Source organism: Pseudomonas sp. SCA2728.1_7 (genome assembly GCF_018138145.1).
In the GTDB taxonomy this organism is placed as follows: Bacteria; Pseudomonadota; Gammaproteobacteria; order Pseudomonadales; family Pseudomonadaceae; genus Aquipseudomonas; species Aquipseudomonas koreensis_A.
Genome location: NZ_CP073104.1, coordinates 4,008,253 through 4,030,000 on the forward strand (window position 1 = coordinate 4,008,253; position 21,748 = coordinate 4,030,000).

At 58.1% G+C, this 21,748-nt stretch carries 13 protein-coding genes and 3 rRNA genes (1 of these 16 cut by a window edge); 10 read left to right on the forward strand and 6 right to left on the reverse strand.

Annotation, left to right across the window (positions count from 1 at the left end):
• The first annotated feature begins 88 nt into the window (after positions 1–88).
• On the forward strand, positions 89–427 hold the full coding sequence (locus tag KBP52_RS17765) for a hypothetical protein (RefSeq protein WP_007918987.1): 339 nt from the start codon (positions 89–91) through the stop codon (positions 425–427).
• Between the two features lie 805 nt (positions 428–1,232).
• Here KBP52_RS17765 and lapD read toward each other — a convergent pair.
• On the reverse strand, positions 1,233–3,179 hold the full coding sequence (lapD, locus tag KBP52_RS17770; RefSeq protein ID WP_212620658.1) for a cyclic di-GMP receptor LapD: 1,947 nt from the start codon (positions 3,177–3,179) through the stop codon (positions 1,233–1,235).
• Positions 3,180–3,193: 14 nt separating this feature from the next.
• Positions 3,194–3,886: a cysteine protease LapG gene (gene lapG, locus KBP52_RS17775; protein WP_016987655.1), complete on the reverse strand. Its 693-nt coding sequence runs from the start codon at positions 3,884–3,886 to the stop codon at positions 3,194–3,196.
• A gap of 196 nt (positions 3,887–4,082) precedes the next feature.
• Between lapG and KBP52_RS17780 the strand changes: the two genes are divergently transcribed.
• From KBP52_RS17780 to KBP52_RS17800, 5 genes are all read left to right on the forward strand, one after another.
• Positions 4,083–4,793 (forward strand): GntR family transcriptional regulator, encoded by a 711-nt coding sequence (locus tag KBP52_RS17780; protein WP_212620659.1) that lies wholly within the window; start codon positions 4,083–4,085, stop codon positions 4,791–4,793.
• Positions 4,794–5,538: 745 nt separating this feature from the next.
• The gene (locus KBP52_RS17785) at positions 5,539–6,315 is read left to right on the forward strand and encodes a DUF3050 domain-containing protein (protein WP_077570044.1); all 777 of its coding nucleotides are present in this window, start codon (positions 5,539–5,541) and stop codon (positions 6,313–6,315) included.
• Positions 6,312–7,241: a diiron oxygenase gene (locus KBP52_RS17790; protein WP_212620660.1), complete on the forward strand. Its 930-nt coding sequence runs from the start codon at positions 6,312–6,314 to the stop codon at positions 7,239–7,241. The genes KBP52_RS17785 and KBP52_RS17790 overlap by 4 nt, the downstream gene beginning before the upstream one ends.
• Positions 7,242–7,254: 13 nt before the next feature.
• On the forward strand, positions 7,255–10,647 hold the full coding sequence (locus KBP52_RS17795) for an amino acid adenylation domain-containing protein (RefSeq protein WP_212620661.1): 3,393 nt from the start codon (positions 7,255–7,257) through the stop codon (positions 10,645–10,647).
• Positions 10,648–10,669: 22 nt separating this feature from the next.
• Positions 10,670–11,137 carry an SRPBCC family protein gene (locus KBP52_RS17800; RefSeq protein WP_212620662.1) on the forward strand — a complete coding sequence of 156 codons (468 nt, stop codon included), beginning with the start codon at positions 10,670–10,672 and terminating at the stop codon, positions 11,135–11,137.
• 126 nt (positions 11,138–11,263) lie between these two features.
• Here the strand turns inward: KBP52_RS17800 and KBP52_RS17805 are convergent, their stop codons facing one another.
• Positions 11,264–13,144 carry a methyl-accepting chemotaxis protein gene (locus KBP52_RS17805; protein ID WP_077570036.1) on the reverse strand — a complete coding sequence of 627 codons (1,881 nt, stop codon included), beginning with the start codon at positions 13,142–13,144 and terminating at the stop codon, positions 11,264–11,266.
• Between the two features lie 304 nt (positions 13,145–13,448).
• Between KBP52_RS17805 and KBP52_RS17810 the strand changes: the two genes are divergently transcribed.
• The 4 genes from KBP52_RS17810 (at position 13,449) to KBP52_RS17825 (ending at position 18,800) form a co-directional block, all read left to right on the forward strand.
• Entirely contained in the window at positions 13,449–13,949 is a 501-nt protein-coding gene (locus KBP52_RS17810; RefSeq protein WP_026000801.1) for a sigma-70 family RNA polymerase sigma factor, read from the forward strand.
• Positions 13,949–14,950 carry a FecR family protein gene (locus tag KBP52_RS17815; RefSeq protein WP_212620663.1) on the forward strand — a complete coding sequence of 334 codons (1,002 nt, stop codon included), beginning with the start codon at positions 13,949–13,951 and terminating at the stop codon, positions 14,948–14,950. Before KBP52_RS17810 ends, KBP52_RS17815 begins: the two co-directional genes overlap by 1 nt.
• Before the next feature lie 88 nt (positions 14,951–15,038).
• Positions 15,039–17,543, forward strand: coding sequence for a TonB-dependent siderophore receptor (locus tag KBP52_RS17820; protein WP_212620664.1), 2,505 nt, complete (start codon positions 15,039–15,041; stop codon positions 17,541–17,543).
• Between the two features lie 78 nt (positions 17,544–17,621).
• Positions 17,622–18,800 carry a PepSY domain-containing protein gene (locus KBP52_RS17825; protein WP_212620665.1) on the forward strand — a complete coding sequence of 393 codons (1,179 nt, stop codon included), beginning with the start codon at positions 17,622–17,624 and terminating at the stop codon, positions 18,798–18,800.
• A gap of 72 nt (positions 18,801–18,872) precedes the next feature.
• On the opposite strand, the gene rrf (KBP52_RS17830) is transcribed toward KBP52_RS17825, so the two are convergent.
• From rrf (KBP52_RS17830) to KBP52_RS17840, 3 genes are all read right to left on the reverse strand, one after another.
• Positions 18,873–18,988: ribosomal RNA gene (gene rrf, locus KBP52_RS17830) — 5S ribosomal RNA — on the reverse strand.
• 107 nt (positions 18,989–19,095) lie between these two features.
• Positions 19,096–19,211: ribosomal RNA gene (rrf, locus tag KBP52_RS17835) — 5S ribosomal RNA — on the reverse strand.
• Between the two features lie 150 nt (positions 19,212–19,361).
• Positions 19,362–21,748 (reverse strand): 23S ribosomal RNA (locus tag KBP52_RS17840); it runs 507 nt beyond the window's last position.

Here is a 21,748-nt window from a genome sequence, read left to right on the forward strand (position 1 = left end):
TGACGATTACGTCGCCGCACCGCATACTCGCGCGCAGTTGGCTATGCTGCTGACAGCATGACGCTGGTTCATTTCCGAGGGATGCTCAATGTTTTACGTGCAACGCGATGCGCAAGGTCTGTTGATTCGCGTGGAAGCCGCGGCCTACGCCGAGGCCACGGAAACCCTGCCGGCCGACAGCCATGAAATCCAGGCCTGGTTCGCCAACGAAGTGGTGGAAACCAGCCTCAAACAGCTCAAGCAGAGTGACTTCGAAATGATTCGGGTCCTCGACGACCTGATTCAGGTGCTGACCCAGAAAGGCGTAATCCGCGTCACCGACCTGCCACCGGCGGCCCAGGCCAAGTTGATGGACCGGACACAGGCGCGGGAAGCGTTAGGTGGGTTGAGCCAGTTGATCGATGAGGATGAGGGCGGGTTGATCTGATCCCCCGTAATCAAAAGCCTACCCTCACCCCAGCCCTCTCCCCGAGGGAGAGGGGGCCGACCGAGGTGTCTGGCGCCATACATCGATCTGAAAAACCGGGTCGATTATGGATTCAGCGCAAATCGCTCACGTCGGCGTATTTCCCGAATATCCCCCAATCAGTCCCCTCTCCCTCCGGGAGAGGGCTAGGGTGAGGGTTGCTTTTGCAATGACTCACCGCCAAGGCTTCGGTTCACCCAACAACTGCCCCTGAATCCCATACAAGCCCTCTCCCCGACGGAGAGCAGCCGACCGAGGTGTCTGGCGTTATACATCGACCTGAGAAATCGAGTCGATTATGAATTCAGCGGACATCTTTCACGTCGGCGTATTACATCAATATCCCACGGTCAGTCCCCTCTCCCTCCGGGAGAGGGCTAGGGTGAGGGTTGCTTTTGCAATGACTCACCGCCAAGGCTTCGGTTCACCCAACAACTGCCCCTGAATCCCATACAAGCCCTCTCCCCGACGGAGAGCAGCCGACCGAGGTGTCTGGCGTTATACATCGACCTGAGAAATCGAGTCGATTACGGATTCAGCGGACATCTTTCACGTCGGCGTATCTCCCGAATATCCCCCAATCAGCCCCCTCTCCCTGACCGAGAGGTGCCGATCGAGGTGTCTGGCGCCATACATCGACCTGAAAAACCGGGTCGATTATGGATTCAGCGCAAATCGCTCACGTCGGCGTATTTCCCGAATATCCCCCAATCAGTCCCCTCTCCCTCCGGGAGAGGGCTAGGGTGAGGGTTGCTTTTGCAATGACTCACTGCCAAGGCTTCGGCTCACCCAACAACTGCCCTTGAACCCCGTACAAGCCCATCTCACGAATCACCGCCAACTCCCCTTCCGTCTCGACCCGCTCGGCAATCAGCGGCAGATCAATGCTGTGCGCCGCACGCTGGATCGCCTCGATGAACAGACGCTTGTCGCTCTCCTGATCAATCGCACGAATGTAGCTGCCATCGATCTTCAAGTACGCCAGCCCCAGCCGCGCCAGGTTGCCGATCATGCTGAAGCGACCACCAAAGCGCTGCAGGCTCAATGAGAAACCCAGTTCGCGCAGGCGCCGGGTCAACTGTTCCAGCACCGCCTGCTCCGGTAATTGCTCCTCACCGATTTCCAGGGTCAGGCGCTCGCCGAGGTTGGAATGCGCACGCAGAATCTCGAAGACTTTGTTCAGCGCCTGCGGATCAGCCAGGGTCGCCGAGGACAGGTTCAGCGCCAGCGAATCCTCATGCGCCTTCATCTGTTCCAGCACGCGTTCGAGCATCAGCCGATCCAGCCGCGCGGTCCAGCCGAAGCGCTCCAGCCACGGCAAGAAGCGCCCGGCCGGGATGGTCTGGCCCTGATCATCGAGCAAGCGCGAAAGAACTTTGTAATGCAGCACCAGTTGCGTGTCGGCGGCAGCCACCACCGGTTGGAAATACAGCTCGAAACGCTGCTGACTCAAGGCCTGATCGAGCAAGCGGTGCCAAGCGTGGTGATCGTCGCCGACATCCGCCGTCAGGCTCTGATCGATGCAGGCCCAGTTCTGCTCGCCCTGCCCTTCGGCTTGCGCCAGCGCCTGATCGCCAAGCGTCAGTACTTGTTGCGGCGAATCGCCGTGAGTGAATGGCGCCAGGCCGATCGACGCCACGGCCGCGACGTCGGTCGCGCCGGTAGCGTGCAGACTGCTCAAGGCATTGTCGAGGTTCTGCGCCAGTTGCAGCGCTTCTTCACGAACCAGCCCCGGCGCCAGCACGGCGAATTCACCGCCACGAATACGGGTGACAAGGTTCTGGGTTTCCGGGTACTTCGCGCATTCGCGGGACAATTGTTCGCCAACTGCTTTCAGCAGTTCATCGGTGCGCTGGCCACCGAGACGCTGGTTGAGCCCAGCGAGATCCTTGACCCGCAACAGCAGCAGATAACCGGAGCTGGCCTGCTCCGGGTTGCTCACCCGATTATTCAACTGCATCTCGAAATAACGGCGGTTGGCCAGCCCGGTGAGGTTGTCCTGATAGGACTCGGCGCGCAGTTTTTCACTGCGCTCGGCCTGCTCCTGAAACAGTGCCTTGAGCTTCTCGACCATCTGGTTCATCGCCTGCACCACGCGACGCAACTCAGGCGTGCGCGGCAGATCCGGCAGGCTGAGGAATTCGCGGCGGGCGATGGCGTGCGATTGCTTGACCATGTAATCCAGTGGCTTCAACTGCCGACGCAGCAGCAGTGCCCCGAGCACCGCACTCACTGCGCCGCAGATCAGCAGCCAGCCGAGGCTGCCCAACGCGCTCTGCCACAGTTTGGCCACGGCGAACATCGGATGGCTGACCACCTCGACCCGCGCGGCCTGTTCCCAGCCACGGCTGACCAGTGCATCGCCACCAGCCGGTTCCAGACCGATCAGTTTGACGAACCAGTCCGGCACATTGCTGACGGCCGGAATGCCGCTGCGCTCGACAATCGTCTGATCAGTCTTCAGATCGACCACACGAATGCTCGCGTAATAACCACTGTCGAAAATCGAGCTGACCAGCAACTCGACCATCGCCGGGTCGTCGATATTCGGCGTCAGCGACAAAGCCAGCGCCGTCGCGGCGTCCTGCGCGTGGGAGCGCAACTGGTTGACGTACTGGGTGCGCGAGCTTTCCAGACTGACCATGAAGCTGCCGGTGAAGGCGACCACCAGGAACAGACAGATAGCGATCAACAGCTGTTTGAACAAAGACATCTGAGCGCGTGCTCCTAGTTAGTCGTCTCGACCGGGAAACCTTCGGCCTGCATTTTCTTCAACACATCCTGCCAGCGTGACAGGCGTTTGGTATCACCGACCTTTTTGTTGCCCTTGGCGCCCGGCAGGTACAACCCTTCCGCATTGAAAGAGTAGACCGGCAGCAAATCGGTTCGCTGCGACGCCGGCTGGATCGGATCGATCAGGCTGTCGAGCACCAGCGGCATGGCATCGGGGGTGGCATAGTAAGTCAGGACCATGTGCGCGCGGTTCTGGCGCAACGCTTTGACATAGGTGATGCGCAGCTTGTCACTGGAAACCCCGAGGTGGCGCAGGCTGAAATACTTGGCGATCGCATAGTCTTCGCAGTCGCCGGCGCCTTTCCATAAGGCTTCGATCGGCGTTTCCCAATAGTCGACCTCGTGCCACAGATCGATGTCCTCGACGTAGCGCACCTGTTTATTGAAAAACAGGTTCACCACTTTGAGCTTTTCCATCTCGCTGACCTGTTTCTGCGTGGCCAACAGATTTTGCCAGGCATCAATGCGCTGCTGCCCGGCACCCAACGGTCCGTAGAGCGCCGTGGCTTTGCGGCTGATCGTGGAAAAATCCCAATCGGCATGCAGACCGCCCAGCATCATGCCGGCCAGCAACAGTGCGCAGCCTAGCCAGCGCAACGTCCGGGGGATCGCGAAACGTACCGCCACAGCAGGTTTCCAGGAGGCAGGATAGAAAGCGTTTGATGGTGAAGCTTAGCCCGGCAAAAAACAATGGCACCATGAGATCATCGACGACGCGCTAAACTTCAGTTGGCGCCCGATGTTTTACAAGGTTTGACAACCTGTAGAGCAATCACTAGTGTCATTTGGATCCAAATCAGGCCGACATACAGGGTGCGTAGTCGTGACACAGAAGCCCAAACCGCTGCACAGCATTAAAGTCGATGGACCGATTCCTGCGCATCTGGCCCGGTCGGTGATCGAGGAAACCCTGCGTTCGGCAATCCTCGATGGTCGTCTGCCCTGCGGCACGGCGCTGCGCCAGCAGGATCTGGCCGATTTGTTCGGCGTCAGCCGCATGCCGGTGCGCGAAGCGTTGCGCCAGCTCGAAGCCCAGGAACTGCTGAGCGTTACTACGCATAAAGGTGCAGTGGTCGCGCCATTGATTCAGGGCGATGCCACCGAAACCTACGAGCTGCGCATCCTCCTCGAATCCGAAGCCATGCGCCAGTCGATTCCGTTGCTGACCGCTGCCGATCACACGCGCGCGGCCGGTTACATCGAAGAGCTGGAGGCGCAACACGATTACACGGAAATCGGCCGGCTCAACCGTTTGTTCCACATGGCCCTGTACAGCAAGGCGCCCAACCAACGTTTACTGCGACTGGTCGAAGACGGGCTTAACGAAGAGGAGCGTTTTCTGCGCTTCAACCTTGAGGCCATGGGCCTGGGCAAATTGTCCCAGGACGATCACCGGGCGATGCTGCAAGCCGTACAGGAGCGCGACATTGAACTGTCGATCAAACTCCTCGAGCAGCACCTTAATCGGGGCGTCGAGGTGATTACCCGCTATCTCGCTACCCCTGCCGCGCAAAGCCGCAAAGCCGCGCGCTGAGCGCGCACCCTCCGCGAATCACTCTCTTACAAATCCCCAAGCGATCTGCCAGCCCTCGGGTGGGCGGATCCGCCTGCCCGCTCTAACCTCCCTGCGCCGTTCAGGCCGAAATTTGCACCTCGCGGTTGATGAATCGGTAATAGCCGTGGCGCTCATTTACCCGCACTCTTGAACGGCCAACCCCATAAAGAACGGGCGACGCGCCGCCCTGACGGCGCAGTCCCCGCACCAGGAACCTACGGAAGGAGCCTTGCCACGGGAAAAAGGAAGTCATGGCGCGGGGTCACGGCCAACTTCCGCCCTTTTAAATCATTCAACTCTTATTACTGGAAAGTTGCTTCGAGTGAGGCATTCACTCTTATCGATCAATTTTGGCCGTTATTCGCCGAAAGGAGCAACTACGCCCAAATAAAACTTCAGCCAAAAGTTTTATCGGTTCTACTCAACTTCAAAAAACAGCAAACTTAAAATAATTAAGAATGTACTTGTTAAATACTTTGTCGGTGTATTAGCTTTTCCTCGCCAAGTTTGAACTTTGTTCTTCGCTTCGGCACCCGCCCAACGCCAGCAGCAAGCAGGCAGCGCCTTATGGGCAGACATGACGCCATGTCACAGGTAGATCGATCCGCACTTACCTATCAGGAAGGAAGGCTGTCGTCCGCTGACAGAAAACAAGTAAGTTGTTGTTTCACAGATTGCGCAGTTAGCCGAGCAGTTCCATTTCACATCAACGATAAAGGACATCATGATGCCCAATAAGAACCAACTCGCCCTGAAGAAAGCCGAACTTAGTATTCACCCGATCTTTTCCGAGATCACTTCGTTATCGGTCTTGCGGCGTTTCATGGAAACCCACGTGTTTGCCGTGTGGGATTTCATGTCGCTGACCAAACGCCTGCAGCAGGAACTGACCTGCACGCGTTTGCCCTGGCTACCGCCGCGTGACCCTCACGCCGCCCGGTTGATCAACGAGATCGTTCTGGGTGAAGAATCGGATGATCGCCTGAACGAAGGTCATTACAGCCATTTCGAGTTGTATCTGGATGCGATGCGCGAAATCGGCGCGAGTACCACGGCCGTGGAGCGCTTTGTCGCCCTGCAACAGGAAGGTGTGAGCTATGACGTCGCGCTGCAAAGCGTCGAGGTTGATCCGGCCGCCGCGCAGTTTGTCCGCGACACCTTGCGCACCGCCCTGCATGCCCCGGGGCACAGCGTGGCGGCGGCGTTTCTGCATGGCCGTGAGAGCGTGATCCCGACCATGTTCCAGCGCATTCTTGACGACTGGGGCATCGGCATCGAACAGGCGCCGACCTTTCGCTATTACCTGGAACGCCACATCGAGGTCGACTCCGAAGACCATGGCCCGGCGGCAGAACACCTGCTCGAACGCCTGGTCGACGGCGACCCGCAACGTGAAGCCGAGGTCTACGCCAGCGCCATCGCTGCCGTGGAAAGCCGCATCGCCTTGTGGGACGGCCTGCGCCTGAGCATGCGCGAACCGTTGGCGGAGGTGACCCAATGAACGCTGCCGACTATCAATCCTTTGCCGACGCCTGGGAGAACCGCGCCACCATCCGCACTCGCCCGCGCCGCGTGCTGGAAGACGATGAACGCCTGATCTACCCGCTCAGTCGTCAGCCACTGGTGCTCAGTGAAACCTTCCTGCGCGAGTGCCCGCAACAGCGCGATTTCGCCCTGGTGCAGACGCTGTACAAATTCATCAACGACGTAGTGATTTTCGAGACCGAGATCGTAGATAAAACCGCGCGCAGCATCGCCAAGAATCGCTTCGCCGTGGCCTTCCCGTTTGCCTGTCGTTACGACGCGATGACCGTGGTGGTCGATGAGGATTACCACGCCTTGGTGGCGATGGATTTCATGCAGCAAACGGTGGCGATGACCGGCATCGAACCGATTCAGTTGCCCGATGAAATCGAGTTGAGCCGGGCGATTCCTGCGGCGGTAGCGCTGGCACCGGAACACCTGCGCAGCGCGATGGAATTGATTTGCGTGGCCATCGCCGAAAACACCGTGACCGGCGATGTCGCGGCGTTCGCCCGCGACGACACGGTCAAGCCGTCGATCAAAGGCCTGATGGCCGATCACTTGCTCGATGAGGGTCGCCATTCGAGTTTCTGGGCGCGAATGGTGCGCATCTATTGGCACACCGCCAGCGCGGCGGATCGCGAAACCATCGCGCAGATTCTGCCGGTGTTCATCGGCCATTACCTGACCAACGACATCCAGAAATCCTTCGACCTGCGCCTGATCGACGCGCTGCCGGTCAGCGAGGCCACACGGCGCTCGCTCAGGGACGAGATGGCCGGGCTGGCGTTCCCGATCAATCGCCACCATCCGCTGGTGGGCAACATCGTCAAGTTCTTCCACAACAGCTCGCTGCTCGATACGCCGTGCGTGCAGCACGCTTTGCGCGATTACCTGGTTTGATGAGGAGGCCGACATGAAACGTCTCGACATTTTGCTGATTGGCGCCAGCCAGGCCATGACCGACCTGGCGCAGGAACTGGAACAACACGGGCACTCCTTGCGGCGCAGCGGCGTGGCGGCATCGACGGTGGATTTGATCATCGACGATGGCTTCATCGGCGCCGGCGATTTCTGCGCGATCCCACACCTGCATCTGCGTTTGGGGGTTGGCGCGCTGAGCGCGGCGGGTTTACCGACACTCGATCTGCTGTGCTTCCTCGGCTCGTCACTGATCAGTCGTGTGCCGATCGGCGATGAGCCGTCCGGCAACGGTCAGGCGCTGCGCCAGCGAGTGCTGACGCAGGTGGTGGACGAAGTGGCGCTGCTGGTCAGCCGCATCTCCCGCGATGCTGACTATCTTCAGCAGGTCGCGCCGGTGACTGCACCGGATTTCGAGCGGATGGAAAACCTGCTGTTTCTCGACAGCCTGGCGTACGTCCATCGCCTCAATGACACGGCCAATCCGGCGCTGCTGAAGCAGGCGCAGCTCCCAGTGATCGAGCGTCTGCAACAAAGCCTGATCCGTCATGCCGAACGACCGGCGCTGCACCTCGCCGAACAGTCGATCAGCTACCGCCAACTGCACGCCCACAGTCGCGCGATCCAACAGCGTTTGCAGCCCTTGCTCGAGCAACATCCGCAACCGTGGGTGGTCGGCATCTGCCTGCCGAAAAGCCCGGCGCTGTTCGCCTCGATTCTGGCGATCCTCGGCAGCGGTGCGGTGTATCTGCCGCTGGAACCGAGTCATCCGTTGCAGCGCCAGCAATACATTCTGCAAAACTCGGGCGCGTTGTTGTTGCTGCATGATGGCGAGCATCCGCTTGGCGAAACCATGGCGGGGCTGGATGTCAGTCACATCACCAGCGCAGACGCGGATCTGAGCCAACCGCTGATGTGCCGACGCCCAGAGCTCGATGCGCCGTGCATGGCGCTCTACACCTCGGGCACCACCGGGCATCCGAAGGGTGTGCTGCTCAGTCAGGCCAACCTTGCACACTTCTCGGCGTGGTACGCCGATTACGTGCAGTTGCAGGCAGAAAGTCGGGTCTTGCAGTTCTCGTCACTGAGCTTCGACTCATCACTGATCGACATCTTCCCGACCCTGCTCGAAGGCGCCGAACTGGTGGTGCCCGACGACACGCAACGGCGCGATCCGCTGCAACTGGTCGCGTTGATCCGGCGCCGGCAACTGACCCACGCCTTCCTGCCGCCAGCGCTGTTGAGCATCCTGCCGCTGGAGCAACTGGAAGGCGTGCAAGTGATGACCGGCGGCGATGTCTGCGAGCCGTTCGTCATCGAGCAGCTGACGCGTCAGGGCACGCTGCACAACCTTTACGGCCCGACCGAAGCCACGGTGCTGATCACTGCGCGTCAACTGATACCCGGCGACAGCAACCGCAGCCTCGGTGCGCCGATCGCCAACAGCCAGGTGCTGATTCTCGATGACGATTTGCAACCGGTGTCGCAGAACACCGTCGGCGAATTGTTCATCGTCGGCCCCGGCGTCTGTGTCGGCTATCTGAACAACCCACAGCATACCGCCGAGCGCTATCTGACCCTGAATCTGCCGGACGGCCAAACGTTGCGCGCCTACCGCAGCGGCGACATGGCCAAGTGGGGCGAGCACGGTATCGAGTTGTGCGGACGGCGCGACAATCAAGTGAAGATCCGCGGCTTCCGGGTCGAGCCGGAAGAAATCGAACGCTGCCTGCGCGAGAGCCAGTTGTACCGGCAAATCGCAGTGGTGATCGACAGTCAGCGGCGCATTCTCGCCTTTCTCACCCAGCCGCAATCGGACACCGCGCGCGAAGCCCTGAAGGCCCACGCCCGGCAGTTTCTGCCCGACTACATGCAACCCGTGGCGTGGACTGAACTGCCGAACATGCCTTTCGCCAGCAACGGCAAGGTCGACCGCAAAGCGCTGCTGGCACTGCCAGTGAGCGTGCAGGACAACGGGCCGAAATGCCTGCCGGCGAATGCCGACGAAGCGCTGTTGCTGGAGATCTGGGCGGAATTGCTGGAGTTGCCGAACAGCGATATTTCCACCGACGAAAGCTTCTTCAATCTCGGTGGCCACTCGATTCTGCTGTCGCGAATGTTGCTGCGGCTGCGTGAGGAGTTCGGCCGCAGCATCTCGATCAACCGCTTCATCGAACTGCCGACCATCATCAAACTCGCCACGCTGGTGCGCGGCACCGATGACAGCGCCGTGCTCAGCGCCCAGGCCATGGCCGACGCCGAGCGCGCGCTTGATATCGAGCCACTGCCGATCAGCCGCATGGGCGATGTGCATAAGGTCATCGTCACTGGCGCCAACAGTTTTGTCGGCGTGCACATCGTCGAGGCACTGCTCGGTTGGGGCGCCAGCGAAGTGGCCTGTCTGGTACGCGATGGCGGCGGGAAAACGGCGGCGCAACGCTTTGCCGAGTCACTGCGGGAAAACCGCCTGGAGCATCTGGATGTGAGTCGCGTGCGGGTTTACGCGGCCGATATTACGCGCCCGCAACTGGGCATGAACGACGAAGATTATCAGCGCCTTGATCGCGAGTTCGGCGCACTGGTGCACAACGCCGCCAACGTCAATCACGTGCTCGATTACGAGTCGCTGGCGGCGGACAACGTCGAGCCGATTTTCGCCCTGCTGCGCTTGTGTGAAGGGCAGAGCAAAAAGGTCTTCAATTTTGTCTCGACGCTGTCGGCTTCAAGCACGGTCGATGACGCGGGACGGGTGTTGGAACTGCCCGCCGCGCTGACGCCACCGATCTACATTCGCAACGGTTACAACCTGTCGAAATGGGTCGGCGAGCGCATCCTCGAACGGGCACGGGAACACGGCGTACGGGTCAATCTGTATCGCCCCGGCAACATCAGTTTCAACAGCTTGAGCGGCGTTTGTCAGCCGCACAAAAACCGCTTGATGCTGATGCTCAAAGGCTCGATCCAGCTCGGCCAGGTACCAGCCTTCGCGCTGAATTTCGACCTGATGCCGGTGGACTTTCTCGCCCGTTTCATTGCCTTCCACGCCAGCCGTTATTCGCCGGAACGTGCGGTGTTCAACCTGCATAACCCCGAACCATTGAGCTGGGACGCCTATGTCGCGTCGTTCCGCGAAAGCGGCAGCGAGTTCGCGTTGGTCAGCGTCGCTGACTGGCAACAGCAACTGGGCCGGGTCGACGCCGACAACGCGCTGTTCGGCGTGCTCGGTTTCTACCTCAACGGCTTCGAAGAAGACATCGGCGACATCTCCCTGATCGGCCACGCCAACGCCGAGGCCGGCGTGCAGCAGATGGGCGCGCATTACCCACAGAAATCCCCGGCGCTGCTGCGTCGTGGCTGCGACTACCTGAAACAAATCAACTTCATCTGAAGCGAAAAAAAGGAGCAACACCATGAGCAATTTTCAACCGGATACCCTGATCAAAAACCCGCATGGCTGCCACGTTGTGTCTTCGGTGAAAGTGCCAGCGGACGCGACGCAAGTCTGGGCGGTGGTCGGCCACTTCGGCGGTTTCGACCGTTTCATTCCGGCGCTGTCGCACATCGAAATGACCGGCGAGGGCGTGTCCTCGCTGCGCAAGAAGTTCTTCAAGGATGGCAACGTGGTGGTTGAACAACTCAACTCCCGCGATGAGCAGGCGCGGAGCATGACCTGGACGACGATTTACAACACGCTGGGGGTGGCGAATCTGTGGGCGGCGATGAATGTGGAGTCGCTGGGCGCAGGTAAATCCCGGGCGACGTGGACGATCATTGCCGAGCCGGCTTCGGGCGGTGAAGAGGCGTTGCCGGGGTTCAAGGAGTTTGTGCAGGGGTTTGCGGATGATGCGATGGGGAATGTGCTGAAACTGTTTGTTTAAGGCTTCGGCTTTGCGGTGATTGCACCACCGCTTTCGCGAGCAGGCTCGCTCCCACAGGGAAATGCATTCCAAATGTGGGAGCGAGCCTGCTCGCGAAGAACGATAACGCGGTCTTCAATCTGAAAATCAGATTTTGAAACTGTCGACCAACTGCTTCAGGCGATTGGCCTGCTGCGACAACGCATCACAATCCTTCAACGTTTCATTGAGGTTGGCCACGCTCTGCTGGTTCAGCAGGTTGATCTGGTTAACGTCGACGTTGAGGGTTTCCACCACGGCGGTCTGCTCTTCGGTCGCCGCAGCCACCGACTGGTTCATGCCGTCGATTTCACCAATGCGCTGAGTCACGCTGACCAGACGCAAACCGGCCTGGTTGGCCACTTCCACGCTCTGCTCGCTGGAGGCCTGACTGGCGTTCATGGTGGTCACCGCTTCGCGCGAACCGATCTGCAGCGAGGTGATCATCTTGTGGATCTCTTCCGCCGATTCCTGGGTGCGATGGGCGAGGTTACGCACCTCATCTGCCACCACCGCAAAACCACGTCCGGCTTCACCGGCACGCGCCGCTTCAATTGCGGCGTTGAGCGCCAACAGGTTGGTCTGCTGCGAAATCCCTTTGATCACATCAAGGATATGGCCGATGTTGTCGGTGCTGGCGTTCAGGGTTTCGATCTGCGTGCACGACAGGCTGATCTTCTGCGACAGCTCGGTCATCGCCAGGATCGTTTGCTCGACCACCTGACGCCCGTCATCGGCCTGCTCGCTCGCGCCGCTGGCGTGTTGCGAAGCATCGGCAGCGTTACGGGCGATTTCCTGTGTGGCGGCGCCCAGTTCGTTGATCGCCGCAGCCACGCTGTTGGTGCGCGCACTTTGCTCGTCGGAGCCGACGATCGAGGCGTTGGACGACGCCATTACGCGTTGCGACAAATCATGCACGTGGCGGGTGGCGGAAGACACTTCGGAAATCGACGCGTGAATCCGCTCAACGAACTGGTTGAACGCGCTGCCCAATTCACCGAACTCGTCTTTGCTTTCCACAACCAGACGACGGGTCAGGTCGCCTTCGCCCTGAGCAATGTCCTGCATCGCACGGCCCATGGTGGTCAGCGGACGCATCAACACATTGATCAACAGGCTCAGCAGCAAGGCAATCGCGGCCACGGCGACAAACATCGCGATCAACGCCGAAGTGCGGAATTGACTGAGTGCGGCGTAGGCCTTGTCGCGATCGATCGACAGACCGATGTACCACTGCGCATTCGGCAGGTCGCTGACCGGAGTGAACGACAAAATGCGTTCCTGGCCATTGAGCACGACGTTCTGGTTGCCCTTCTCGATGCGCACGCTGGTGTTCGGGTAAATGTCTTTCAGGTTTTTCATGACCTGGTCTTTGTCCGGGCTGACGATCACCTGACCGTCGGCGCTGACCAGGAACGCATGGCCGAGGCCACCGAAGTCCACCGAGTTGATGATCTTCACCAGGGTTTCCAGGCTCAGGTCACCACCGACCACACCGAGCAGCTCGCCGTTCTTTTTCACCGGCATGGCGATGGTCACTACCAGGCCACCGACAGCGGCCATGTACGGCGGGGTCAGCATGGTTTTGTCAGCCACAACGGCTTGCTTGTACCAAGGGCGCTGACGTGGGTCGTAGCCGTCCGGCATCTTCGCGTCAGGGCGCTGGGTGAACACACCGTTGGCCTGGCCGACGTAGGTGAACTGGAAGTTCGAAGTGAAGGCTGGTTGATCGACCAGGCCCGGGAAATCCGCGTCCTTGCCCTGATGGGCAACGTTCTGCGCGAGGTTTTCCAGCACCAGAATCCGCCCGCTCATCCAGTTCTGCACGCTGCTGGCGGTCAGATCACCGGCCTGCTGCACAGAGGACTGGAGGTTCTGGCGAATGGTGTTTCGCTGCAGATAGTCGTTGTAGAGGGTGAACAGCGCGAACGCCAGGACCACGACGCCCGAGGCGGCCAACAGGATTTTATGGCTGAACTTGAGATTCATTTCATGGGACTTCTTATGCGAAAAGTGGGGATGCGTTCCGGATGCAACATTCCATGTACAGCGCAGGCAGCGTTCTTCAGGCCGCTCTACTTTGGTGCACGCATGTCTCACCAGTCTGTCGGCACGTGTCGGAGAAATCTTAGGGCTGAGCGGGAAATGGATGACATTTCTGAAGGATTCCCGCCGAACGGCGTGCCAGAGCGTTCTCCCCAATGTTTTTCAGGGCTGATGTTCGGGTGGCTGTTGCAAATTTCATAACCCTTGATGACAATGCGAGTAATTATCATTTGTGACGTTCGCGTTCATGTCCTCACCTGAGTTTGCAGTACAGGCGCTTTACAGTAGTCATCACGGCTGGCTTAACGCTTGGCTGCGCGCACGGCTGGGCAACGCGGCGGACGCGGCAGATCTGGCCCAGGACACTTTCGTCCGTCTGTTGCAACGCACCGAACGCCTCGAACTCAAAGCACCCCGCGCCTTCCTGCGCACGATTGCGCGTGGGCTGGTGATCGATCACTGGCGCCGTGAGGAAATCGAACGGGCCTATCTCGAAACGATCGCCCATTTGCCTGAAGCAGAAACACCGAGTGCTGAAGCCCGGGCGCTGGTGATCGAATTGCTGGAGAGCATTGCGCGCATGCTTGAAGGACTGAAGCCGAAAGTGCGTCAGGCCTTTCTGCTGGCGCAGTGCGAAGGTTTGACCCACAAGCAGATCGCCGAGCAGATGGGACTGTCGTTGCGCTCAGTTGAACGCTACGTCGCCGATGCGCTGTATCACTGCTACGTGCTGCGGTACGAAAGCTGATGCCTGTGGATAATCTTTCTCTGAGCCGCCGCACCGAGCCGCAGCAACAGGTGGTCAAGCAGGCCATTCACTGGCTGTTGCGACTGCGCAACAATCACGGCAATCCGCGCCTGAATCGCCAGTGCGAACAGTGGCGCGCCGAACACCATGAGCACGAACTGGCCTGGCAACGGGTGCAGTCGCTGCAAGCCGAGTTGAGCAATAACCTGCGCGCGGTGCCCGGTGCGCAAGTGGCGTTCAACACCCTTGAAAACAGTGCGCAGGGTTTGGGCCGGCGACAGGCGCTGAAGCTATTGTCTGGCGCATTGCTGATGGGTTCCGCCGCCTGGCTGGCCAAGGACAGTGCCGCGTGGCAGCAATGGAATGCCGATTACGCCACCGCGACGGGCGAGCGGCGCGGCTTTCAGTTGCCGGACGGTACCCGGATCGAGTTGAACACTGCCAGCGCGGTGGATCTGGATTACACCGCGCAACAGCGCCTGATCAAACTGACTCGCGGCGAGATCATTGTCACGTGTGGTGGCTCCGACGAGGGCGCGCCGACTGATCGGCCGCTGCGGGTACAAAATCGTCACGGGACTTATGAGCCCCTCGATGCCCGATTCATCCTGCGTCAGGACAATGACTGCACGCGGCTCAGCGTCACCCATGGCCAGGTTGCCATCCACTCCGGCGGCACCTCGGTAGAAGCACTCGCCGGGCAGAGTTATCTGATCGACCATCACCAGGTCCGTCCGGCCCCGACGCTGGACATGGACGCTGGCGCCTGGGTCGATGGCTTGATCGTCACGCGCAATATGCGTCTGGGGGATTTCCTCAGCGAAGTCAGCCGTTATCGTCAGGGCTTTCTGAATTGCGCGTCGGAAGTGGCGGAACTGCGTCTGTCCGGTGTATTCCGCCTGGAAGACACCGACAAACTGCTGGCGATTCTGCCGCAGACGTTGCCGGTGCAATTGCGCTATCGCACGCGTTGGTGGGTGACGCTGGAGCGCATCGCCTGAAATTATTTTGGCGGGTTTTCTCAGCCAGTCCGGCTTAGTCAGTAAGCACTTCAACTCAAGCGTTTGCGACTTCCTACGGATACCTACAATGACTGTCCGCGCCACCTGTAAGAACTCTCTGAATTTCAATACCGAATCTGGCCTATTGCGCCACGCCGTTCGAGCGGCGCTGTTTTCGACTGCATTGGGCGTTGGTGTGATGCCTTCTTTGAGCATGGCGGCTACTCCCGCTGGCGGTGAAGTCAGCCATCGCTACAGTATTGCTGCGGGCCCTCTCGGTGAGGCGCTGAATCAGTTTGCCCGTCAGGCTGGCATCACGTTGTCGATGACCCCGCAGCAAACTCAAGGGCGGCAATCGCCGGGCGTACAGGGTGAATATTCGACCGATCAGGCGTTGAGCCATTTGCTCGGTGGCTCCGGAATGGAAGCGGTTAGTCAGGACGGCAGCAGTTACATCCTGCGCCCATTGGCTGAGACCGAAGCACTGGCCCTGCCGACCACCGACATCAAAGGCTTCGCCCTCGGCAACGCCTTGGGCAGCATGGATGGCTACAACGCCACTCACAGCCAGATCGCCACCAAGACCAGTACTGCGCTGCTGGAAACCTCGCAAAGCGTATCGGTGGTTACTCGCGAACAAATGGATGACCAAGGCTCGCAGACTGTCTCGCAGGCAATGCGTTACACCCCGGGCGTTCTGACCAACCCGTACGGCGCGACCCATCGCTATGACTATGTGGCGATGCGCGGTTTCAACGACGGCTCGGTGGACAACATCTACCTCGACGGCCTCAAGTCGATGGGTGACAGCGGTACCTACAGCACCATGCAGGTCGATCCGTATTTTCTTGAGCGCGTGGACATTCTCAAGGGACCGTCGTCGGTGCTGTACGGCCGCAGTTCACCGGGCGGTCTGGTGGCGCTGACCAGCAAGAAACCGTTGTACGAGGCTTACCACCAGGTGCAAGCGACGGTGGGCACGCAGGGTCAGCGCGGGGTCGGTTTTGACTTCAGCGGTCCGGTCGATGACGACAAGCGCATTGCCTACCGTCTGATCGGGTTAACAGATCAGTCCGACACGCAATTCGACCATAACAAGGAAAAGCGTTTCGCCCTCGCACCCACGTTGAGTATCGATTTCAGTGAAGACACTTCGCTGACCCTGCAGGCTTATCTGCAACACGATCCGGATGGCGGTTACCACGGCGGCGTACCGGCCGACGGCACCATTCATCAGCGCAACGGCAACCGTATCTCGCCACACTTCTTCGAAGGTGAGCCGGGCGTCGATGGTTACTCGCGTGATCAGCAATCGTTCGGTTATCAGTTTGAACATCGCTTCAACGATGTTTTCACCGCAAGGCAGAATTTCCGCTACCTCGACTCCAAAGTGAACATGGATCAGGTCTACGCCTATGGCTGGACCTCGCCGAGCAGCAACGAGCTGAACCGCTATTACACCGGCGGGGATGAGCGTCTGCATGCGTTTATCGTCGACAACATGCTCCAGGCGGAATTTTTCACCGGCGCGACCAAACACACCGTGCTGATGGGCGCGGATTATCAGCGGCGTAAAACCGTGGTCGACTGGACCAGTGGCGGTCTTGCACCGATCAATGCGTTCAATCCGGTGTACGGCAATTCGGCGATCGACATGTATGGCGAGACCAGTTACCTGCGCCGTCTGGAACAGACCGGGGTTTACCTGCAAGACCTGATCGAGATGGACAAATGGCGTTTCTCGCTGGGCTTGCGCCAGGACTGGGTCGAGACGTCGGATGAAAACCGTATCGCGGAAGCTACGCGTCCGGTCGGCACAGAAATCAATGATCGACGCACCAAGCTCACTGGCCGTGCCGGCGCGCTGTATCTGTTTGATAACGGCTTGGCGCCTTACATCAGCTACTCCGAGTCGTTCAACCCAAACTCCTATGCCGACAGCGTCGGTAACCCCCTAGCCCCTACCGACGGCACACAATGGGAAGTCGGTTTGAAGTACCAGCCGCCGGGCACTGACAACCTGTTCACCGCCTCGCTGTTCCGCATCGATCAGGAGAACCTGGCGACCAAACTGCCGCAGGAGAACTTCTATCGCGCGGTCGGTGCTGTGCGCTCGCAAGGCCTGGAACTGGAAGCGCACATGCAGCTGACAGACAACCTCAAAGTGCTCGGCAGCTACACTTTCACCGATATCGAATACTCGAAGTCGATGGTCAGCACCTTGAGCACACCGACCGAAGTGATCGAGAACAAGGGTAACTCGCCAACGCAGGCGCCGCGGCATATGGCGTCGTTGTGGGCTGACTACAAATTCGACAGCGCCGCGCTCGATGGCCTGCGCCTGGGTGGCGGTGTGCGATATGTCGGTTACAGCTGGGCTGATGCGGAAAACACCCTGAAGGTACCTTCCTACACATTATTTGATGCCTCGATTGGTTATGACTTGAGCAAGGTCGGCTTGAAGGGCGTCGATGTGCGTCTGAACGCGAACAACCTGACCAATGAGTCCTACGTCGCCTCCTGTGCGAGCCTGAACTTCTGCTATATGGGTGAAGAGCGCAACGTGGCGGCGACGGTCAGCTACCAGTTCTAAGCCTTTTGTCCTGTGCATAAAAAAGCCAGCCCCTGATGGTTCAGGGGCTGGCTTTGTCGTTTCTGTGGAGAAATTCCAATGCGTGCGTTTTTGGTTTTGTTGCATCGTTATATCGGCTTGGCCACCGCAGTTTTTTTGCTGCTTGCCGGGGTCACGGGAAGCATCCTGGCGTTCAATCATGAGCTGGATGAATGGTTGAATCCGCAGTTTTATGCCGCGTCTGCAGTGGGTGAGCGACTGCCGCCCGGTGAATTGGTTGATGCCGTGCAGAGTACCCATCCAAAGTTGCAGGTCTGGTACATGGAGTACCCGAATGAGACTGGCCACACCGCGTTGCTTGCGATGGTCCCGCGTAACGATCCGGGAACCGGCCAGCCATTCGCTGAGCGTAATCAGGTGTTCTATCTGGATCCGGTGAATGCTGAGCAAAAGGGCCAGAGGTATTGGGGCGAGTGCTGTTTTCAACGGGAGAATTTTATCCCGTTCATTCTTGAGTTCCACTACAACCTGACGTTGCCGGGTAATTGGGGATTGTTGTTGATGGGCCTGGTTGCCATTGCCTGGGTGATCGATTGCTTCGTTGCGCTGTGGCTGACATTGCCGAGAGGAAAGCCATTCTGGAAGAAGTGGTCGACGGCCTGGAAGGTCAAGGGTGGGCATGCCTACCGGCTGAACTTCGATCTGCATCGTGCGGGGGGATTGTGGCTGTGGCTGTTGTTGCTGCCGATCGCCGTCAGCAGCGTAGCGATGAACTTACCGAGCCAGGTGTTCAAGCCTGCGGTGTCGCTGTTTTCACCGATCGAGCCGAGCGTCTATGAGGCTCGGGGGCGAATGCCTGTTGGTGATCTTGGGGTGACGCAATTGAGTTACCAGCAAGCGTACGAAAGGGCACTACAGGAGGGGAAAAGGTTAGGACTGACTGCAGCGATCGGGGAGTTGTATTACAGCTTTGAGTACAACTTCTACGGCGCAGGATTCGGGCAGCACGACACTGAAGCCCATGGCAAATCCTGGTTGTTCTTTCATGGAACGGATGGACGCTTGTTAGGGCAGGAGATCGCAGGACAGGGGACGTTAGGGGAACAGTTTTACCGGTTGCAGTTACCGATACACGGAGGAAGGATCATTGGTGTGACCGGGCAAGTAATGATCGCGGTGTTAGGTGTTTTGATTGCAGGGTTGTCAGGTACTGGCGTCTACATCTGGTGGCGCAAATGGCAGGCTCGCCGTACCAGCAAGGCACGTAAAGCGATGTGAGAATTGGCTTTTACAAGCCCTGAAATGACAAAACCCCTGTCTGCGTTAGCAGACAGGGGTTTCGGAATTCAATCTTGACGATGACCTACTCTCACATGGGGAAACCCCACACTACCATCGGCGATGCATCGTTTCACTGCTGAGTTCGGGATGGGATCAGGTGGTTCCAACGCTCTATGGTCGTCAAGAAATTCTGTATCTGGCCCGTCAACACGGTAACAAGCCAGCAAAAACGGATGTTTCTACTAAAACAAAACCCCTGACTGCGTTAGCAGACAGGGGTTTCGGAATTTAATCTTGACGATGACCTACTCTCACATGGGGAAACCCCACACTACCATCGGCGATGCATCGTTTCACTGCTGAGTTCGGGATGGGATCAGGTGGTTCCAACGCTCTATGGTCGTCAAGAAATTCGGGTACTGAGTCGTGGCCAGATGGCCTCGCTTCAGCAAATTGGGTATGTGACAGCTTTCGGTGTTTGTGAACATCGAACTTTCGGTTCGTTTCGTCTTCACACACCGCAACTTGGCCTTTCGACGCAAATTGCTTGGGTGTTATATGGTCAAGCCTCACGGGCAATTAGTATTGGTTAGCTCAACGCCTCACAGCGCTTACACACCCAACCTATCAACGTCGTAGTCTTCGACGGCCCTTCAGGGAACTCAAGGTTCCAGTGAGATCTCATCTTGAGGCAAGTTTCCCGCTTAGATGCTTTCAGCGGTTATCTTTCCCGAACATAGCTACCCGGCAATGCCACTGGCGTGACAACCGGAACACCAGAGGTTCGTCCACTCCGGTCCTCTCGTACTAGGAGCAGCCCCTCTCAAATCTCAAACGTCCACGGCAGATAGGGACCGAACTGTCTCACGACGTTCTAAACCCAGCTCGCGTACCACTTTAAATGGCGAACAGCCATACCCTTGGGACCGGCTTCAGCCCCAGGATGTGATGAGCCGACATCGAGGTGCCAAACACCGCCGTCGATATGAACTCTTGGGCGGTATCAGCCTGTTATCCCCGGAGTACCTTTTATCCGTTGAGCGATGGCCCTTCCATACAGAACCACCGGATCACTAAGACCTACTTTCGTACCTGCTCGACGTGTCTGTCTCGCAGTCAAGCGCGCTTTTGCCTTTATACTCTACGACCGATTTCCGACCGGTCTGAGCGCACCTTCGTACTCCTCCGTTACTCTTTAGGAGGAGACCGCCCCAGTCAAACTACCCACCATACACTGTCCTCGATCCGGATAACGGACCTGAGTTAGAACCTCAAAGTTGCCAGGGTGGTATTTCAAGGATGGCTCCACGCGAACTGGCGTCCACGCTTCAAAGCCTCCCACCTATCCTACACAAGCAAATTCAAAGTCCAGTGCAAAGCTATAGTAAAGGTTCACGGGGTCTTTCCGTCTAGCCGCGGATACACTGCATCTTCACAGCGATTTCAATTTCACTGAGTCTCGGGTGGAGACAGCGCCGCCATCGTTACGCCATTCGTGCAGGTCGGAACTTACCCGACAAGGAATTTCGCTACCTTAGGACCGTTATAGTTACGGCCGCCGTTTACCGGGGCTTCGATCAAGAGCTTCGCGTTAGCTAACCCCATCAATTAACCTTCCGGCACCGGGCAGGCGTCACACCCTATACGTCCACTTTCGTGTTTGCAGAGTGCTGTGTTTTTAATAAACAGTCGCAGCGGCCTGGTATCTTCGACCGGCATGAGCTTACGGAGCAAGTCCTTCACCCTCACCGGCGCACCTTCTCCCGAAGTTACGGTGCCATTTTGCCTAGTTCCTTCACCCGAGTTCTCTCAAGCGCCTTGGTATTCTCTACCCAACCACCTGTGTCGGTTTGGGGTACGGTTCCTGGTTACCTGAAGCTTAGAAGCTTTTCTTGGAAGCATGGCATCAACCACTTCGTGTTCTAAAAGAACACTCGTCATCAGCTCTCGGCCTTAAGATCCCGGATTTACCTAAGATCTCAGCCTACCACCTTAAACTTGGACAACCAACGCCAAGCTGGCCTAGCCTTCTCCGTCCCTCCATCGCAATAACCAGAAGTACAGGAATATTAACCTGTTTTCCATCGACTACGCTTTTCAGCCTCGCCTTAGGGACCGACTAACCCTGCGTCGATTAACGTTGCGCAGGAAACCTTGGTCTTTCGGCGTGGGTGTTTTTCACACCCATTGTCGTTACTCATGTCAGCATTCGCACTTCTGATACCTCCAGCAAGCTTCTCAACTCACCTTCACAGGCTTACAGAACGCTCCTCTACCGCATCATCCGAAGATGATACCCGTAGCTTCGGTGTATGGTTTGAGCCCCGTTACATCTTCCGCGCAGGCCGACTCGACTAGTGAGCTATTACGCTTTCTTTAAAGGGTGGCTGCTTCTAAGCCAACCTCCTAGCTGTCTAAGCCTTCCCACATCGTTTCCCACTTAACCATAACTTTGGGACCTTAGCTGACGGTCTGGGTTGTTTCCCTTTTCACGACGGACGTTAGCACCCGCCGTGTGTCTCCCATGCTCGGCACTTGTAGGTATTCGGAGTTTGCATCGGTTTGGTAAGTCGGGATGACCCCCTAGCCGAAACAGTGCTCTACCCCCTACAGTGATACATGAGGCGCTACCTAAATAGCTTTCGAGGAGAACCAGCTATCTCCGAGCTTGATTAGCCTTTCACTCCGATCCACAGGTCATCCGCTAACTTTTCAACGGTAGTCGGTTCGGTCCTCCAGTTAGTGTTACCCAACCTTCAACCTGCCCATGGATAGATCGCCCGGTTTCGGGTCTATTCCCAGCGACTAGACGCCCTATTAAGACTCGCTTTCGCTACGCCTCCCCTATTCGGTTAAGCTCGCCACTGAAAATAAGTCGCTGACCCATTATACAAAAGGTACGCAGTCACAGAACAAAGTCTGCTCCCACTGCTTGTACGCATACG

Bases quoted from the DNA above. Each gene is read 5' to 3' on its own strand.
- KBP52_RS17815 (WP_212620663.1), top strand. From the start codon at position 13,949: ATGCCTGTGGATAATCTTTCTCTGAGCCGCCGCACCGAGCCGCAGCAA.
- KBP52_RS17795 (WP_212620661.1), top strand. From the start codon at position 7,255: ATGAAACGTCTCGACATTTTGCTGATTGGCGCCAGCCAGGCCATGACC.
- KBP52_RS17825 (WP_212620665.1), top strand. From the start codon at position 17,622: ATGCGTGCGTTTTTGGTTTTGTTGCATCGTTATATCGGCTTGGCCACC.
- KBP52_RS17800 (WP_212620662.1), top strand. From the start codon at position 10,670: ATGAGCAATTTTCAACCGGATACCCTGATCAAAAACCCGCATGGCTGC.
- KBP52_RS17765 (WP_007918987.1), top strand. From the start codon at position 89: ATGTTTTACGTGCAACGCGATGCGCAAGGTCTGTTGATTCGCGTGGAA.
- lapD (WP_212620658.1), bottom strand. From the start codon at position 3,179: ATGTCTTTGTTCAAACAGCTGTTGATCGCTATCTGTCTGTTCCTGGTG.
- KBP52_RS17810 (WP_026000801.1), top strand. From the start codon at position 13,449: ATGTCCTCACCTGAGTTTGCAGTACAGGCGCTTTACAGTAGTCATCAC.
- KBP52_RS17820 (WP_212620664.1), top strand. From the start codon at position 15,039: ATGACTGTCCGCGCCACCTGTAAGAACTCTCTGAATTTCAATACCGAA.
- KBP52_RS17805 (WP_077570036.1), bottom strand. From the start codon at position 13,144: ATGAATCTCAAGTTCAGCCATAAAATCCTGTTGGCCGCCTCGGGCGTC.
- KBP52_RS17785 (WP_077570044.1), top strand. From the start codon at position 5,539: ATGATGCCCAATAAGAACCAACTCGCCCTGAAGAAAGCCGAACTTAGT.
- KBP52_RS17790 (WP_212620660.1), top strand. From the start codon at position 6,312: ATGAACGCTGCCGACTATCAATCCTTTGCCGACGCCTGGGAGAACCGC.